This window comes from Streptomyces sp. NPDC102278, assembly GCF_044766345.1.
Lineage (GTDB): Bacteria > Actinomycetota > Actinomycetes > Streptomycetales > Streptomycetaceae > Streptomyces.
Genome location: NZ_JBIWLV010000006.1, coordinates 49,717 through 66,143, shown reverse-complemented (window position 1 = coordinate 66,143; position 16,427 = coordinate 49,717). Strand labels below are relative to the sequence as shown.

The 16,427-nt window shown below is 70.1% G+C and carries 16 protein-coding genes; 15 read left to right on the top strand and 1 reads right to left on the bottom strand.

All coding sequences use genetic code 11. The annotated features are described in order from the left end of the window. The first annotated feature begins 34 nt into the window (after nt 1-34). Both efp and nusB read left to right on the top strand, forming a co-directional pair. Nucleotides 35-601 (top strand): elongation factor P, encoded by a 567-nt coding sequence (gene efp / locus ACIRO3_RS17085; RefSeq protein ID WP_351761912.1) that lies wholly within the window; start codon nt 35-37, stop codon nt 599-601. Nucleotides 602-603: 2 nt separating this feature from the next. Further along, entirely contained in the window at nt 604-1,038 is a 435-nt protein-coding gene (gene nusB / locus ACIRO3_RS17080; protein ID WP_361783265.1) for a transcription antitermination factor NusB, read from the top strand. Between the two features lie 175 nt (nt 1,039-1,213). Here nusB and bldD read toward each other — a convergent pair whose 3' ends face one another. After that, entirely contained in the window at nt 1,214-1,714 is a 501-nt protein-coding gene (gene bldD, locus ACIRO3_RS17075; protein WP_007263032.1) for a transcriptional regulator BldD, read from the bottom strand. Nucleotides 1,715-1,963: 249 nt separating this feature from the next. On the opposite strand from bldD, the gene pyrR reads away from it, so the two are divergent. The 13 genes from pyrR (at nt 1,964) to metK (ending at nt 16,396) form a co-directional block, all read left to right on the top strand. Beyond that, nucleotides 1,964-2,560, top strand: coding sequence for a bifunctional pyr operon transcriptional regulator/uracil phosphoribosyltransferase PyrR (gene pyrR, locus ACIRO3_RS17070; protein WP_404137266.1), 597 nt, complete (start codon nt 1,964-1,966; stop codon nt 2,558-2,560). Between the two features lie 98 nt (nt 2,561-2,658). Further along, entirely contained in the window at nt 2,659-3,651 is a 993-nt protein-coding gene (locus ACIRO3_RS17065; protein ID WP_361779033.1) for an aspartate carbamoyltransferase catalytic subunit, read from the top strand. A gap of 2 nt (nt 3,652-3,653) precedes the next feature. Then, nucleotides 3,654-4,940: a dihydroorotase gene (locus tag ACIRO3_RS17060; protein WP_361779036.1), complete on the top strand. Its 1,287-nt coding sequence runs from the start codon at nt 3,654-3,656 to the stop codon at nt 4,938-4,940. Beyond that, complete coding sequence (locus ACIRO3_RS17055) at nt 4,937-5,518, top strand: hypothetical protein (RefSeq protein ID WP_361779039.1); 582 nt, start codon at nt 4,937-4,939, stop codon at nt 5,516-5,518. The genes ACIRO3_RS17060 and ACIRO3_RS17055 overlap by 4 nt, the downstream gene beginning before the upstream one ends. Next, nucleotides 5,515-6,678 carry a glutamine-hydrolyzing carbamoyl-phosphate synthase small subunit gene (carA, locus tag ACIRO3_RS17050; RefSeq protein WP_361779042.1) on the top strand — a complete coding sequence of 388 codons (1,164 nt, stop codon included), beginning with the start codon at nt 5,515-5,517 and terminating at the stop codon, nt 6,676-6,678. The genes ACIRO3_RS17055 and carA overlap by 4 nt, the downstream gene beginning before the upstream one ends. Next, the gene (carB, locus tag ACIRO3_RS17045) at nt 6,671-9,979 is read left to right on the top strand and encodes a carbamoyl-phosphate synthase large subunit (RefSeq protein ID WP_361779045.1); all 3,309 of its coding nucleotides are present in this window, start codon (nt 6,671-6,673) and stop codon (nt 9,977-9,979) included. The genes carA and carB overlap by 8 nt, the downstream gene beginning before the upstream one ends. A gap of 78 nt (nt 9,980-10,057) precedes the next feature. Continuing rightward, nucleotides 10,058-11,167 carry a quinone-dependent dihydroorotate dehydrogenase gene (locus ACIRO3_RS17040; protein WP_404137260.1) on the top strand — a complete coding sequence of 370 codons (1,110 nt, stop codon included), beginning with the start codon at nt 10,058-10,060 and terminating at the stop codon, nt 11,165-11,167. Further along, nucleotides 11,164-12,009, top strand: a complete 846-nt coding sequence (gene pyrF, locus ACIRO3_RS17035) for an orotidine-5'-phosphate decarboxylase (RefSeq protein WP_361779051.1) — start codon at nt 11,164-11,166, stop codon at nt 12,007-12,009. Before ACIRO3_RS17040 ends, pyrF begins: the two co-directional genes overlap by 4 nt. A 371-nt stretch (nt 12,010-12,380) precedes the next feature. Continuing rightward, nucleotides 12,381-12,704, top strand: coding sequence for an integration host factor (locus tag ACIRO3_RS17030; RefSeq protein WP_053676615.1), 324 nt, complete (start codon nt 12,381-12,383; stop codon nt 12,702-12,704). A gap of 61 nt (nt 12,705-12,765) precedes the next feature. Then, on the top strand, nt 12,766-13,329 hold the full coding sequence (gene gmk, locus ACIRO3_RS17025) for a guanylate kinase (protein ID WP_361779055.1): 564 nt from the start codon (nt 12,766-12,768) through the stop codon (nt 13,327-13,329). Between the two features lie 61 nt (nt 13,330-13,390). Then, nucleotides 13,391-13,663: a DNA-directed RNA polymerase subunit omega gene (rpoZ, locus tag ACIRO3_RS17020; RefSeq protein WP_030879741.1), complete on the top strand. Its 273-nt coding sequence runs from the start codon at nt 13,391-13,393 to the stop codon at nt 13,661-13,663. Between the two features lie 98 nt (nt 13,664-13,761). Then, nucleotides 13,762-14,991, top strand: a complete 1,230-nt coding sequence (gene coaBC, locus ACIRO3_RS17015) for a bifunctional phosphopantothenoylcysteine decarboxylase/phosphopantothenate--cysteine ligase CoaBC (RefSeq protein WP_404137255.1) — start codon at nt 13,762-13,764, stop codon at nt 14,989-14,991. Nucleotides 14,992-15,187: 196 nt separating this feature from the next. After that, a complete protein-coding gene (metK, locus tag ACIRO3_RS17010; RefSeq protein WP_267797434.1) occupies nt 15,188-16,396 on the top strand; it encodes a methionine adenosyltransferase in 1,209 nt (402 codons plus the stop codon). Nucleotides 16,397-16,427 lie beyond the last annotated feature (31 nt).

Here is a 16,427-nt window from a genome sequence, read left to right as displayed (position 1 = left end):
TCCCTGGTCTTCCAGTGCAGGAGATTCCGCAACCGTGGCTTCCACGAACGACCTCAAGAACGGCATGGTGCTGAAGCTCGACGGGGGCCAGCTCTGGTCCGTCGTCGAGTTCCAGCACGTCAAGCCCGGCAAGGGCCCGGCCTTCGTGCGCACCAAGCTCAAGCACGTGCTCTCCGGCAAGGTCGTCGACAAGACGTTCAACGCCGGCACCAAGGTCGAGACGGCCACCATCGACCGCCGCGACATGCAGTTCTCGTACATGGACGGCGAGTACTTCGTCTTCATGGACATGGAGACCTACGACCAGCTGATGGTCGACCGCAAGGTCGTCGGCGACGCCGCCAACTTCCTGATCGAGGGCTTCACCGCCTCCGTGGCCCGCCACGAGGGCGAGGTGCTCTACGTCGAGCTCCCGGCCGCCGTCGAGCTGGTCATCCAGCACACCGACCCGGGCGTCCAGGGCGACCGCTCCACCGGTGGCACCAAGCCGGCGACGCTGGAGACCGGTCACGAGATCGCGGTCCCGCTCTTCGTCAGCACCGGCGAGAAGATCAAGGTCGACACCCGTACCAGCGACTACCTCGGCCGGGTGAACAGCTAACCGTGGCTGCCCGGAGCAACGCGCGAAAGCGCGCTTTCCAGATCCTCTTCGAGGCCGACCAGCGCGGTGTGCCCGTGCGCGAGGTCCTCGCGGACTGGATCCGCCACGCGCGGTCGGACGACCGGCAGTCGCCGGTCAACGCCTACACGATGGATCTTGTCGAGGGTTACGCCGACAAGGTGGACCGCATCGACGATCTGATCGCCACCTACGCCGTGGACTGGGACCTCGACCGCATGCCGGTCGTGGACCGGAACATCGTGCGGCTCGGCGCCTACGAGCTGATCTGGGTGGACGACACCCCGGACGCCGTGGCGATCGACGAAGCGGTCCAGCTCGCCAAGGAGTTCTCGACGGACGAGTCGCCCTCGTTCGTGAACGGACTGCTGAGCCGGTTCAAGGACCTGAAGCCGAACCTGCGCCGCGGCGAGAGCTGACGCACAGGCCACGCACACACGGAAGGGCCCGCAGCGAACGCGCTGCGGGCCCTTCCGTGTGTACGCGCGTGCGCCGGGCCCGGGAAGGCGCGGCCCACGCGAAACGGCGGCCGCCGGGACCCCCGAGGGGGACCCGGCGGCCGCCGGTACGTTTCTGCTGAGCCTGGGCCCGGGACTAGATGTCCTCGTGGGCCACCGCGCGGCGCGCGTCCGCGTCCAGCACGCCCCAGCTGATGAGCTGCTCGGTCAGGACCGAGGGGGACTGGTCGTAGATGACGGCGAGGGTGCGCAGGTCGTCCTGGCGGATCGAGAGCACCTTGCCGTTGTAGTCGCCGCGCTGGCTCTGGATCGTCGCCGCGTACCGCTGGAGCGGACCGGCCTTCTCGGCGGGCACGCCCGCGAGGCGCTCCAGGTCCAGACGGAGCTTCGGCGGCGGCTCGGCGGCCCCGCCGGGAGTCGTGCCCGGCAGCAGCTCCTGCACCGGCACCCCGTAGAAGTCCGCCAGCTCGGCGAGGCGCTGGACGGTCACGGCGCGGTCCCCGCGCTCGTACGAACCGACCACCACGGCCTTCCACCGGCCCTGGGACTTCTCCTCGACACCGTGGAGGGAAAGGCCCTGCTGGGTGCGGATGGCACGGAGCTTGGCCCCGAGCTGTTTGGCGTATTCGCTGGACATAACGCTCCCGGACGCTGTGACGCTGTGACGACATGGACAACGTGCGGCTCCGCCGCGCGGCTGGTAACTCACTGTGAGGTTACGCAGCGTTACTTGGATGCGTCAAGCCGAATGGTCTTCGTCGCCCTCCCGGGAGGGAGTCCGGCCGGGCCCTGTGCGAGGCCCGCCCGATCCCCCTGGTACCGTGGAACGCGTAGATCAGACGTCCTTTAAGGTCCGTCCCGTGAGGCGGAGAAGGAGGTCCTTTTCATGGACACCCAGCACAGCACGGACACCGGGCACGGCCCCGATGACATGCGCCCCGTTCTGGACGCGCAGGACATCGCACGAGTCTTGACCCGCATCGCCCACGAGATCGTCGAACGCGCCAAGGGCGCCGACGACGTGGTGCTCCTCGGCATCCCCACCCGCGGTGTGTACCTCGCCCGCCGGCTGGCCGCCAAGCTCGAAGAGATCACCGGGACCAAGATCCCGGTCGGCTCCCTCGACATCACCATGTACCGGGACGACCTGCGGCTGAAGCCCGCCCGGGCCATCGGCCGCACCGAGATCCCCGGCGACGACATCGACGGCCGCCTCGTGGTCCTCGTCGACGACGTGCTCTTCTCCGGCCGCACCATCCGCGCCGCCCTCGACGCGCTCGGCGCCATCGGCCGCCCGCGCGCCGTGCAGCTCGCCGTCCTCGTCGACCGGGGCCACCGCGAACTGCCGATCCGCGCCGACTACGTCGGCAAGAACCTCCCCACGTCGCTGCGGGAGACCGTCAAGGTCCAGCTCCAGGAGGAGGACGGCCGTGACGCCGTGCTGCTCGGCCAGCGGACCGCCCCGGCAGCCGGGCAGCAGTAGCCCACACCGGTGCGGGGCCCGCCACGGGTCCGCGCCGCGGTCCGCCCTGCCCGCACGCCAGTCAGCCCGCCTGCCCTCCTGACCTACGGAGCACCCAGATGAAGCGCCACCTCATCTCGGCCGCCGATCTCACGCGCGACGACGCCGTCCTGATCCTCGACACCGCCGAGGAGATGGCCCGTGTCGCGGACCGGCCGATCAAGAAGCTTCCCACCCTGCGCGGCCTGACCGTCGTCAACCTCTTCTTCGAGGACTCGACCCGCACCCGGATCTCGTTCGAGGCGGCCGCCAAGCGACTGTCCGCCGACGTCATCAACTTCTCCGCCAAGGGGTCCTCGGTTTCCAAGGGCGAATCCCTGAAGGACACCGCCCTGACCCTGGAGGCCATGGGCGCGGACGCGGTCGTCATCCGCCACCACGCCTCCGGCGCCCCCTACCGGCTCGCGACGTCCGGCTGGATCGACTCCGCCGTGGTCAACGCCGGCGACGGCACCCACGAGCACCCCACGCAGGCCCTGCTGGACGCCTTCACCATGCGCCGCCGGCTCGTCGGTCGCGACGGCGGGCTCGGCAAGGACCTGAACGGCCGCCGCATCACCATCGTCGGCGACGTGCTGCACAGCCGGGTGGCCCGCTCCAACGTCCAACTGCTCCACACGCTGGGCGCCGAGGTGACCGTGGTGGCCCCGCCCACCCTCGTGCCGATCGGCGTCGAGAGCTGGCCGTGCGAGGTCTCGTACAGCCTCGACGAGGTGCTGCCGAAGTCCGACGCGGTCATGATGCTGCGTGTGCAGCGCGAACGCATGAACGCCGCCTTCTTCCCGACCGAGCGCGAGTACTCCCGCCGGTACGGGCTCAACGGCGACCGCATGGCGAAGATGCCCGAGCACGCCATCGTGATGCACCCCGGCCCGATGAACCGCGGCATGGAGATCACCGCCGAGGTCGCGGACTCCGACCGCTGCACGGCCGTCGAGCAGGTCGCCAATGGCGTGTCCACCCGCATGGCCGTCCTGTACCTGCTGCTCGGTGGTTCCGAGCCCGCCGTCACCACCGCCCCCGCCGCCGCCCGTACCGAGGAGACCAAGTAACCATGAGCAAGATCCTTATCCGTGGCGCGAAGGTACTCGGTGGCGAGGCGCAGGACGTCCTGATCGACGGCGAGACCATCGCCGAGGTCGGCACCGGTCTGTCCGCAGAGGGCGCGACCGTCATCGAGGCGGAGGGCCAGGTCCTCCTCCCCGGCCTCGTCGACCTGCACACCCACCTGCGCGAGCCCGGCCGCGAGGACTCCGAGACCGTCCTGACCGGCACCCGCGCCGCCGCGAGCGGCGGCTACACCGCCGTCTTCGCCATGGCGAACACCTTCCCCGTCGCCGACACCGCCGGCGTCGTCGAGCAGGTCTGGCGGCTCGGCAAGGAGTCCGGCTACTGCGACGTGCAGCCCATCGGCGCCGTCACCGTGGGCCTGGAGGGCAAGCAGCTCGCCGAGCTCGGCGCGATGCACGACTCCGCCGCCCACGTCACCGTCTTCTCCGACGACGGCAAGTGCGTGGACGACGCCGTGATCATGCGCCGCGCCCTGGAGTACGTGAAGGCCTTCGGCGGCGTCGTCGCCCAGCACGCGCAGGAGCCCCGCCTGACCGAGGGCGCCCAGATGAACGAGGGCGTCGTCTCGGCCGAGCTGGGCCTCGGCGGCTGGCCCGCCGTCGCCGAGGAGTCGATCATCGCCCGCGACGTCCTCCTCGCCGAGCACGTCGGCTCCCGCGTGCACATCTGCCACCTCTCCACCGCCGGCTCCGTCGAGATCGTCCGCTGGGCCAAGTCCCGCGGCATCGACGTCACCGCCGAGGTCACCCCGCACCACCTGCTCCTCACCGACGAGCTCGTCCGCTCGTACAACGCGGTCTACAAGGTCAACCCGCCGCTGCGCACCGAGCGCGACGTGCTGGCCCTGCGCGAGGCGCTCGCCGACGGCACGATCGACATCGTCGCCACCGACCACGCCCCGCACCCGCACGAGGACAAGGACTGCGAGTGGGCCGCCGCCGCCATGGGCATGGTCGGCCTGGAGACCGCGCTCTCCGTCGTCCAGCAGACGATGGTGGAGACCGGACTGCTCGACTGGGCGGGCGTCGCCCAGCGGATGTCCTTCGCCCCGGCGCGCATCGGAGGCCTGGAAAACCACGGCCGGCCCGTCTCGGCAGGTGAACCCGCGAACCTGACCTTGGTCGATACCTCGTACCGTGGTGTCGTGGACCCCGCGCACTTCGCCTCCCGCAGCCGCAACACGCCCTACGAGGGCCGCGAGCTGCCGGGGCGCGTCACTCACACATTCCTGCGGGGCCGGGCAACGGTCGTGGACGGGACGCTGGCGTGACACCTGCAGTAATCCAACTGGCCGCCGAGGCCGCCGAACGACAGTCGGCGGAGGTGACGGACTGGGGCGCGCGCATCGCGTGGGTCGTCGGTCTGCTCGTCTTCATCGCGTTCGTGTACTGGCTGATGCGGCAGGGCTGGAAATGGCGCGGCGCCCTGCAGAGCGATCTGCCGGAACTGCCCGTCGCCCCGAGCGGTCTCCCCGAGCACCGGCTGGCCCTGACCGGCCGGTACCACGGGTCGACCACCGCCGGGCAGTGGCTCGACCGGATCGTCGCCCACGGTCTGGGCGTCCGCAGCCGGGTGGAGCTCACGCTCACCGACGCGGGCCTCGACGTGGTCCGACCGGGTGCCACCGACTTCTTCGTACCGGCCGCGCGGCTGCGCGGCGCCCGCCTCGACAAGGGAATCGCGGGCAAGGTACTCACCGAGGGCGGTCTGCTCGTCGTCACATGGGCGCATGGCGACAAGCTGATCGACTCCGGATTCCGCTCCGACCGCGCGGCCGAACACGCCGCCTGGGTCGAGGCGATCAACCACATGAACTCATCCATCACGACGGAAGGCGCCGAACGATGACGACCTCCACCAGGGGAGCAGCCAAAGCTCCCGCCGTACTCGTCCTGGAGGACGGTCGGATCTTCCGCGGCCGCGCCTACGGCGCTGTGGGGGAGACCTTCGGCGAGGCCGTGTTCTCCACCGGCATGACCGGCTACCAGGAGACCCTCACCGACCCGTCGTACCACCGACAGGTCGTCGTGATGACCGCCCCGCACGTGGGCAACACCGGGGTGAACGACGAGGACCCCGAGTCCTCCCGCATCTGGGTCGCCGGCTACGTCGTGCGCGACCCCGCCCGCGTCCCCTCCAACTGGCGCTCGCGGCGCTCGCTGGACGAGGAACTGGTCAAGCAGGGTGTCGTCGGGATCTCCGGCATCGACACCCGCGCCCTGACCCGCCACCTGCGCGAGCGCGGCGCCATGCGCGTCGGCATCTTCTCCGGGGAGGCCTGGGAGGGCGTCCGTGACGAGGCGCTGCTGGCCAAGGTGCAGGCCGCCCCGCAGATGAAGGGCGCGAACCTCGCCGCCGAGGTCGCCACCAAGGAGACGTACGTCGTCCCCGCGATCGGCGAGAAGAAGTTCACCGTCGCCGCCGTGGACCTCGGCATCAAGGGCATGACCCCGCACCGGATGGCCGAGCGCGGCATCGAGGTCCACGTGCTTCCCGCCACCGCCACCGTCGAGGACGTGTACGCCGTCAACCCGGACGGCGTGTTCTTCTCCAACGGACCGGGCGACCCGGCCACCGCCGACGGCCCCGTCGCCGTCATGCGGGCCGTGCTGGAGCGCAAGACCCCGCTCTTCGGCATCTGCTTCGGCAACCAGATCCTGGGCCGCGCGCTCGGCTTCGGCACCTACAAGCTGAAGTACGGCCACCGCGGCATCAACCAGCCGGTCCAGGACCGCAGCACCGGCAAGGTCGAGGTCACCGCGCACAACCACGGCTTCGCCGTGGACGCGCCCCTCGACAAGGTGTCCGAGACCCCCTACGGCCGCGCCGAGGTCTCCCACGTCTGCCTGAACGACCAGGTCGTCGAAGGCCTGCGGCTGCTCGACCAGCCGGCCTTCTCCGTCCAGTACCACCCCGAGGCGGCCGCCGGCCCGCACGACGCCGCGTACCTCTTCGACCGCTTCACGTCTTTGATGAGCACCGCCCAGATGGAGGCCGAGCGTGCCTAAGCGCACCGATATCCAGTCCGTCCTGGTCATCGGCTCCGGCCCGATCGTCATCGGGCAGGCCGCCGAGTTCGACTACTCCGGGACCCAGGCCTGCCGCATCCTCAAGGCCGAGGGCCTGCGGGTCATCCTGGTCAACTCCAACCCCGCGACGATCATGACCGACCCGGAGATCGCCGACGCCACGTACGTCGAGCCGATCACCCCCGAGTTCGTCGAGAAGATCATCGCGAAGGAGCGCCCCGACGCGCTGCTGCCCACCCTCGGCGGCCAGACCGCGCTCAACACCGCGATCTCCATGCACGAGCAGGGCGTGCTGGAGAAGTACGGCGTCGAGCTGATCGGCGCCAACGTCGAGGCCATCAACAAGGGCGAGGACCGCGAGCTCTTCAAGGGCGTCGTCGAGGCCGTCAAGGCCAAGATCGGCTACGGCGAGTCCGCCCGCTCGGTCATCTGCCACACCATGGACGACGTCATCGCCGGCGTCGAGACCCTCGGCGGCTACCCCGTCGTCGTGCGGCCCTCCTTCACCATGGGCGGCGCCGGCTCCGGCTTCGCCCACGACGAGGACGAACTGCGCCGCATCGCCGGCCAGGGCCTCACGCTCTCCCCGACCACCGAGGTGCTCCTGGAGGAGTCCATCCTCGGCTGGAAGGAGTACGAGCTGGAGCTGATGCGCGACACCAAGGACAACGTGGTCGTCGTCTGCTCCATCGAGAACTTCGACCCGATGGGCGTCCACACCGGCGACTCGATCACCGTCGCCCCCGCGATGACGCTGACCGACCGCGAGTACCAGCGGCTGCGCGACATCGGCATCGCGATCATCCGCGAGGTCGGCGTCGACACCGGCGGCTGCAACATCCAGTTCGCGATCGACCCGGTCGACGGCCGCGTCATCGTCATCGAGATGAACCCGCGCGTCTCGCGCTCCTCGGCGCTGGCGTCGAAGGCCACCGGCTTCCCGATCGCCAAGATCGCCGCCAAGCTGGCCATCGGCTACACCCTCGACGAGGTCCCCAACGACATCACCGAGAAGACGCCGGCCTCCTTCGAGCCGTCCCTCGACTACGTCGTCGTCAAGGCCCCGCGCTTCGCCTTCGAGAAGTTCCCGCTCGCCGACGCCACCCTCACCACCACCATGAAGTCGGTGGGCGAGGCCATGGCCATCGGCCGCAACTTCACCGAGGCCCTGCAGAAGGCCCTGCGCTCCCTGGAGAAGAAGGGCTCGCAGTTCACCTTCGTCGGCCCGGTCGGCGACAAGGAAGAACTGCTCGCCACCGCGGTGCGCCCGACCGACGGCCGCATCAACACCGTCATGCAGGCCATCCGCGCCGGCGCCACCCAGGAGGAGGTCTTCGAGTCCACGAGGATCGACCCCTGGTTCGTCGACCAGCTGTTCCTGATCAAGGAGATCGCCGACGACCTGGCGGCCGCCGACAAGCTCCGGCCCGAGCTGCTCGCCGAGGCCAAGCGGCACGGCTTCTCCGACCACCAGATCGCCGAGATCCGGGGCCTGCGCGAGGACGTCGTCCGCGAGGTCCGGCACGCCCTCGGGGTCCGCCCGGTCTACAAGACGGTCGACACCTGCGCCGCCGAGTTCGCGGCCAAGACCCCGTACTTCTACTCCTCGTACGACGAGGAGTCCGAGGTCGCGACCCGCACCAAGCCCGCGGTGATCATCCTGGGCTCCGGCCCGAACCGCATCGGCCAGGGCATCGAGTTCGACTACTCCTGCGTCCACGCCTCCTTCGCGCTCAGCGACGCCGGCTACGAGACCGTGATGGTCAACTGCAACCCCGAGACCGTCTCGACGGACTACGACACCTCCGACCGCCTGTACTTCGAGCCGCTGACGCTGGAAGACGTGCTGGAGATCGTCCACGCCGAGTCCCTCGCCGGCCCCATCGCCGGCGTCGTCGTCCAGCTCGGCGGCCAGACCCCCCTCGGTCTCGCCCAGGCACTCAAGGACAACGGCGTCCCCGTCGTCGGCACCCCGCCGGAGGCCATCCACGCCGCCGAGGACCGCGGCGCCTTCGGCCAGGTCCTCGCCGAGGCCGGCCTGCCCGCCCCCAAGCACGGCACCGCCACCACCTTCGCGGGTGCCAAGGCGATCGCCGACGAGATCGGCTACCCGGTCCTGGTCCGCCCGTCCTACGTGCTCGGCGGCCGCGGCATGGAGATCGTCTACGACGAGACCCGCCTGGAGTCGTACATCGCGGAGTCCACCGAGATCTCCCCGACCCGCCCCGTGCTGGTCGACCGCTTCCTCGACGACGCGATCGAGATCGACGTCGACGCGCTGTACGACGGCCACGAGCTCTACCTCGGCGGCGTCATGGAGCACATCGAGGAAGCCGGCATCCACTCCGGCGACTCGGCCTGCGCCCTGCCCCCGATCACCCTCGGCGGCCACGACATCAAGCGCCTGCGCACCTCCACCGAGGCCATCGCCAAGGGCGTCGGCGTCCGCGGCCTGATCAACATCCAGTTCGCGATGGCGGGTGACATCCTCTACGTCCTGGAGGCCAACCCGCGCGCCTCCCGGACCGTGCCCTTCACCTCGAAGGCGACCGCGGTACCGCTGGCCAAGGCCGCCGCCCGCATCTCGCTCGGCACCACCATCGCCGAGCTGCGCGAAGAGGGCATGCTGCCCAAGACCGGCGACGGCGGCACCCTGCCGTTCGACGCGCCGATCTCCGTCAAGGAGGCCGTGATGCCGTGGTCGCGCTTCCGCGACATCCAGGGCCGCGGCGTCGACACCGTCCTCGGCCCGGAGATGCGCTCCACCGGCGAGGTCATGGGCATCGACTCCGTCTTCGGCACGGCGTACGCCAAGTCGCAGGCCGGCGCCTACGGGCCGCTGCCCACCAAGGGCCGCGCGTTCATCTCCGTCGCCAACCGCGACAAGCGCTCGATGATCTTCCCGGCGCGCGAGCTCGTCGCCCACGGCTTCGAGCTGATGGCGACCTCGGGCACGGCGGAGGTGCTGCGCCGCAACGGCATCAACGCCACCGTCGTGCGCAAGCTCAGCGAGGGCGAGGGCCCCGACGGCGAGAAGACCGTCGTCCAGCTCATCCACGACGGCCAGGTCGACCTGATCGTCAACACCCCGTACGGCACCGGTGGCCGTCTCGACGGCTACGAGATCCGTACGGCGGCCGTGGCGCGCGGCGTCCCGTGCCTGACCACGGTCCAGGCGCTCGCCGCCGCCGTCCAGGGCATCGACGCGCTCAACCGCGGCGACGTCGGCGTCCGCTCGCTCCAGGAGCACGCGGAACACCTGATCGCGGCCCGCGACTAGCAGCCCGTACGAAAGGGGGGCACCGGCACAGCGACCGGTGTCCCCCCTTTCATGAGCGCACAAGGGATATTTCGGACGATGTACAAACTGTTCTTCAACCTCGTCTTCAAGCGCATGGACCCGGAGCGGGCGCACCACCTGGCCTTCCGCTGGATCCGCCTCGCGGCCCGCGTCCCGGTGCTGCGGACCTTCGTCGCCGCTTGGCTGGCGCCCCGCCACAAGGAACTGCGCACCGAGGCCCTGGGCCTGCGCATGCACGGCCCCTTCGGCCTCGCGGCGGGCTTCGACAAGAACGCGGTCGCCATCGACGGCATGACGATGCTCGGCTTCGACCACGTCGAGATCGGCACGGTCACCGCCCAGGCCCAGCCCGGCAACCCCGGGAAGCGGCTCTTCCGGCTGGTCGCGGACCGCGCCCTGATCAACCGCATGGGCTTCAACAACGAGGGCTCGGAGGCCGTCGCCGCCCGGCTGGCCGCCCGCAACCCCGTCTTCAAGACCGTGGTCGGCGTGAACATCGGCAAGACGAAGGTCGTCCCGGAGGCGGAGGCCGCGGCGGACTACGTCGCCTCCACCGAGCGGCTCGCCCGCCACGCGGACTACCTCGTCGTCAACGTCTCCTCCCCGAACACCCCGGGCCTGCGCAACCTCCAGGCCACCGAGTCCCTGCGCCCGCTGCTGACGGCCGTACGGGAGGCCGCGGACCGCGTGGTCACCGACCGCCGCGTCCCGCTGCTGGTCAAGATCGCCCCCGACCTCGCCGACGAGGACGTGGACGCGGTCGCCGACCTGGCCCTGGAACTCGGCCTCGACGGCATCATCGCCACCAACACGACCATCGCGCGCGAGGGCCTGGGCCTGAAGTCCGCCCCCGACCTGGTGAAGGAGACCGGCGGGCTGTCCGGCGCTCCGGTCAAGGAACGCTCCCTGGAGGTCCTCAGGCGGCTGTACGCCCGCGTGGGGGACCGTCTGGTCCTCGTGGGCGTCGGGGGCATCGAGAACGCCGAGGACGCCTGGCAGCGGATCCTGGCCGGCGCGACGCTGATCCAGGGCTACAGCGCCTTCATCTACGAAGGCCCGCTCTACGCCCGCGCCATCCACCGGGGCCTGGCCGCCCGCCTGGCGGACAGCCCGTACGACTCGCTCGCCGACGCGGTGGGCGCCGAGACCCGGAAGGCCTCGCTGTGACCTCTGTGACCCCCTTCGGCACCCGCCTGCGCGCGGCGATGGACTCCCGGGGCCCGCTGTGCGTCGGCATCGACCCGCACGCCGCCCTGCTGGCCTCCTGGGGCCTGGACGACGACATCGCGGGGCTGGAGAGGTTCTCCCGCACGGTCGTGGAGGCACTGGCGCAGGAGGTCGCGGTCTTCAAGCCGCAGGCCGCCTTCTTCGAGCGGTTCGGGTCGCGCGGCATCGCGGTGCTGGAGCGGACCGTCGCGGACGCCCGGGCCGCGGGCACGCTGGTCGTCATGGACGCCAAGCGCGGGGACATCGGTTCGACGATGGCCGCGTACGCGCAGACCTTCCTGTCACCGTCCTCGCCCCTGTTCTCGGACGCGCTGACGGTCTCCCCGTACCTGGGCTACGGCTCGCTCGCGCCGGCGGTGGAACTCGCGCGCGCCTCGGGCGCCGGCCTGTTCGTACTGGCCCTGACCTCCAACCCGGAGGGCGCCGAGGTCCAGCGCGCGGTGCGCGAGGACGGTCGCTCGATCGGGGCGACCATGCTGGCGCACCTGGCGGCCGAGAACGCGGGCGCCACCCCCATGGGTTCCTTCGGCGCGGTGGTGGGCGCCACCCTGGGGGACCTGTCCTCGTTCGACCTGGACATCAACGGGCCGCTGCTGGCCCCGGGCATCGGCGCGCAGGGCGCCACCGCGGCCGACCTCCCGCGCGTCTTCGGAGCGGCCGTGCGCAACGTCGTGCCGAACGTGTCGCGCGGCGTGCTGAAGCACGGCCCCGACGCCGGTGCGCTGCGCGCGTCGGCGGCCCGGTTCGCGGACGAGGTCCGGACCGCGGTGGCGTCGGCCTGAGCCCCGGCGGGGCGAGGGGCGGGGCGAACGTGACGCGGATCACGATCGCCCCGCCGGAACGGCGGTCCCGGAGTGCGGAACGGGGACGTTCGGGGAGTCGCGGGACGGACGCGTCGCACTGCTTGACGAAATTCGAACGTCCTTCACCGGACAAAACCGAGGTATTTTGTCCGTGATGTACGGTTCGACAAAGGCTGACCAGGACTTTTCGTCCGTTCTCGCTGACGGGAGCGGCCTTGGCCGCTAGTCTCCGACCAGAGTGAACGAGCAGCGATCGAGCACCACCGCTGTTCGGGGGCTCGCCTGGTGTGATGCCTTCCGGCATCCCGCCGGTCCGTATCCGACAGTTCGACATCCGAGGTGACGTAGGCGTGGCTCTTCCGCCCCTTACCCCTGAACAGCGCGCAGCAGCGCTCGAAAAGGCCGCCGCGGCTCGCCGGGAGCGGGCCGAGGTGAAGAATCGACTCAAGCACTCCGGCGCCTCCCTCCATGACGTCATCAAGCTGGGCCAGGAGAACGACGTCATCGGCAAGATGAAGGTCTCCGCTCTTCTGGAGTCCCTCCCCGGCGTGGGCAAGGTCCGCGCCAAGCAGATCATGGAGCGCCTCGGCATCTCCGAGTCTCGACGTGTTCGAGGTCTCGGCTCCAACCAGATCGCCTCTCTGGAGCGCGAGTTCGGCGGCAAGCCCGCCTGAGGCTTCGTCCGAAGTTCTCCCGGCGTTCTCAGGCAGTCCCGAGAACCTGGATAATCGCTCTATGGCAGCAGAGGTTCGTCCGCGGCTGACCGTGCTCTCCGGCCCCTCGGGGGTCGGCAAGAGCACGGTCGTCGCGCATATGCGCAAGGTTCACCCCGAGGTATGGCTCTCGGTGTCGGCCACCACCCGCAAGCCGCGGCCCGGTGAGCGACACGGAGTCCACTACTTCTTCGTCAACGACGACGAGTTCGACAAGCTGATCGCCAACGGCGAGCTGCTGGAGTGGGCCGAATTCGCGGGCAACCGCTACGGCACACCGCGCGGCGCGGTGCTGGAACGCCTGGAGAACGGCGAGCCGGTCCTGCTGGAGATCGATCTCCAGGGAGCCCGACTCGTCCGCGATTCCATGCCCGAGGCGCAGCTCGTCTTCCTCGCCCCGCCGAGCTGGGAGGAGTTGGTCCGCCGACTCACCGGTCGCGGGACCGAGTCGGCCGAGGTCATCGAGCGCCGGCTCGGCGCGGCCCGGATCGAACTCGCTGCCGAATCGGAGTTCGACACCACCCTTGTCAACACCTCCGTCGAGGACGTGGCGCGCGAGCTGCTAGCCTTGATGGAAGTTGTCTGATCGTTGATCGATGTTCTTTCGATCGATGTTTGAATCTTCACCCATCTTCGGAAGGTAGAGCGTGTCCTCTTCCATGACTGCGCCCGAGGGCATCATCAACCCGCCGATCGACGAGCTGCTCGAGGCCACCGACTCGAAGTACAGCCTCGTGATCTACGCGGCCAAGCGTGCCCGTCAGATCAACGCGTACTACTCGCAGCTCGGCGAGGGCCTGCTTGAGTACGTCGGCCCGCTGGTGGACACCCACGTCCACGAGAAGCCGCTTTCGATCGCGCTGCGCGAGATCAACGCGGGTCTGCTGACGTCCGAGGCCATCGAGGCCCCGGCCCAGTAAGCACCGAGAATTCCTTTCACCACAGGCCCGGCAGAACATCTGTCGGGCCTGTGGTGTGTCATAGGTGTCAGTAGACGTTCCGCGAAGGGGAGTGTGTGGTGGGCAAGCCGAGGGTCGTGCTGGGGGTCAGTGGCGGAATCGCCGCGTACAAGGCCTGTGAGCTGCTGCGTCGGCTGACCGAGTCCGGACACGACGTACGGGTGGTGCCCACCGCGGCCTCCCTGAACTTCGTCGGCGAGGCCACCTGGGCCGCGCTCTCCGGGAACCCGGCCTCCCAGCAGGTCTGGGAGTCCGTGCACGAGGTGCCGCACGTCCGCATCGGGCAGTCGGCCGACCTGGTCGTCGTCGCCCCCGCCACCGCCGACATGCTCGCCAAGGCCGCCCACGGGCTCGCGGACGACCTACTGACGAACACCCTGCTCACCGCCCGCTGCCCGGTCGTCTTCGCACCCGCGATGCACACCGAGATGTGGGAGCACCCCGCCACCCAGGAGAACGTGGCCACGCTCCGCCGGCGGGGCGCCGTCGTCATCGAGCCCGCCGTCGGCCGGCTCACCGGCAAGGACACCGGCAAGGGGCGACTGCCCGACCCCGAGGAGATCTACGAGGTCTGCCGCCACGTCCTGCGGGGCGCCGGCCGCTCCGCAGGGACCGCCGGCCCCGACCTGGCCGGCCGACACGTGGTGATCAGCGCCGGCGGCACCAGGGAGCCGCTCGACCCGGTCCGCTTCCTCGGCAACCGTTCCTCCGGCAAGCAGGGCTACGCGCTCGCCCGCACCGCCGTCGCCCGCGGCGCCCGCGTCACGCTGGTCGCGGCCAACGCCGCGCTGCCCGACCCGGCCGGGGTGGACGTCGTACGGGTGGGCACGGCCCTCCAGCTCCGGGAGGCGGTCCTGAAGGCCGCCGCCGATGCCGACGCGGTGGTGATGGCCGCGGCCGTCGCCGACTTCCGGCCCGCCCGCTACGCGGACGGGAAGATCAAGAAGAAGGACGGGCAGGAGCCCGAACCGGTGGCCCTCGTGCGCAACCCCGACGTCCTCGCGGAGATCTCCGCCGACCGGGCCCGGGAGGGGCAGGTCGTGGTGGGATTCGCCGCCGAGACGGACGACGTGCTCGCGAACGGCCGGGCGAAACTCCTCCGCAAGGGGTGTGATCTTCTCGTCGTCAACGAAGTGGGCGAGAGCAAGACCTTCGGTTCGGAGGAGAACGAGGCGGTCGTCCTCGCCTCCGACGGTACCGAGACGCCCGTCCCGTACGGTCCGAAGGACGTCCTGGCCGAGGTGATTTGGGATCACGTCGCCCCCAGGCTCGCGCCGCGACGCGCCTGAACGGGACGCTTCCCGCGGACATGCTCGTGGGTCAGAATGGAGTGCCGCAGGTCACACGGCTCCCACAAGGCGAGACGGGTGGTCCGACAGACGGCGGCGACCGATAAACTGCACACTCGGAACGTGATCGGGCGCAGCCCCCGGTGTGGTTCCGCCAAATGATCAGCCAGCAGCCGCTGCAACCCCAGGGAGCGTTGTGTCCCGTCGCCTGTTCACCTCGGAGTCCGTGACCGAGGGCCACCCCGACAAGATCGCTGACCAGATCAGCGACACGATCCTCGACGCGCTTCTCGCCGAGGACCCGACTTCGCGCGTGGCCGTGGAAACCCTCATCACCACCGGTCTCGTGCACATCGCGGGAGAGGTGACGACGAAGGCCTACGCCCCGATCGCGCAGCTCGTCCGCGACAAGATCCTCGAAATCGGCTACGACTCCTCGAAGAAGGGCTTCGACGGCGCCTCCTGTGGCGTGTCGGTGTCCATCGGCGCGCAGTCCCCCGACATCGCGCAGGGCGTCGACACCGCGTACGAGAAGCGGGTCGAGGGCGACGAGGACGAGCTGGACAAGCAGGGCGCCGGCGACCAGGGCCTGATGTTCGGGTACGCCTGCGACGAGACGCCCGAGCTGATGCCGCTCCCGATCCACATCGCGCACAAGCTCTCGCGCCGGCTGTCCGAGGTCCGCAAGAACGGCACCATCCCGTACCTGCGCCCCGACGGCAAGACCCAGGTCACCATCGAGTACGACGGCGACAAGGCCGTGCGCCTGGACACGGTCGTCGTGTCCTCGCAGCACGCCGCCGACATCGACCTGGACTCGCTGCTCGCCCCGGACATCCGCGAGTTCGTCGTCGAGCACGTGCTGGCCCAGCTCATCGAGGACGGCATCAAGCTCGACACCGAGGGCTACCGCCTCCTCGTGAACCCGACCGGTCGCTTCGAGATCGGCGGTCCGATGGGCGACGCCGGCCTCACCGGCCGCAAGATCATCATCGACACCTACGGCGGCATGGCCCGTCACGGTGGTGGCGCGTTCTCCGGCAAGGACCCGTCCAAGGTCGACCGCTCGGCCGCCTACGCCATGCGCTGGGTCGCCAAGAACGTCGTCGCCGCCGGGCTGGCCTCGCGCTGCGAGGTGCAGGTCGCGTACGCCATCGGCAAGGCCGAGCCGGTCGGTCTCTTCGTGGAGACCTTCGGCACCGCCAAGGTGGACGTCCAGAAGATCGAGGAGGCGATCGGCCAGGTCTTCGACCTCCGCCCGGCCGCCATCATCCGCGACCTGGACCTGCTGCGCCCGATCTACGCGCAGACCGCCGCCTACGGCCACTTCGGCCGTGAGCTGCCGGACTTCACCTGGGAGCGCACCGACCGCGTCGACGCCCTGCGCGCCGCCGCCGGTCTCTAGGACCCGGGGCGCGGACGCGCCCGCACGCACG

What these genes read in the sequence shown, in the direction of transcription:
- bldD (WP_007263032.1), bottom strand. Translation starts at nt 1,714, where the DNA reads ATGTCCAGCGAATACGCCAAACAGCTCGGGGCCAAGCTCCGTGCCATC.
- gmk (WP_361779055.1), top strand. Translation starts at nt 12,766, where the DNA reads ATGGCAGCAGAGGTTCGTCCGCGGCTGACCGTGCTCTCCGGCCCCTCG.
- pyrR (WP_404137266.1), top strand. Translation starts at nt 1,964, where the DNA reads ATGGACACCCAGCACAGCACGGACACCGGGCACGGCCCCGATGACATG.
- ACIRO3_RS17060 (WP_361779036.1), top strand. Translation starts at nt 3,654, where the DNA reads ATGAGCAAGATCCTTATCCGTGGCGCGAAGGTACTCGGTGGCGAGGCG.
- ACIRO3_RS17040 (WP_404137260.1), top strand. Translation starts at nt 10,058, where the DNA reads ATGTACAAACTGTTCTTCAACCTCGTCTTCAAGCGCATGGACCCGGAG.
- carA (WP_361779042.1), top strand. Translation starts at nt 5,515, where the DNA reads ATGACGACCTCCACCAGGGGAGCAGCCAAAGCTCCCGCCGTACTCGTC.
- ACIRO3_RS17065 (WP_361779033.1), top strand. Translation starts at nt 2,659, where the DNA reads ATGAAGCGCCACCTCATCTCGGCCGCCGATCTCACGCGCGACGACGCC.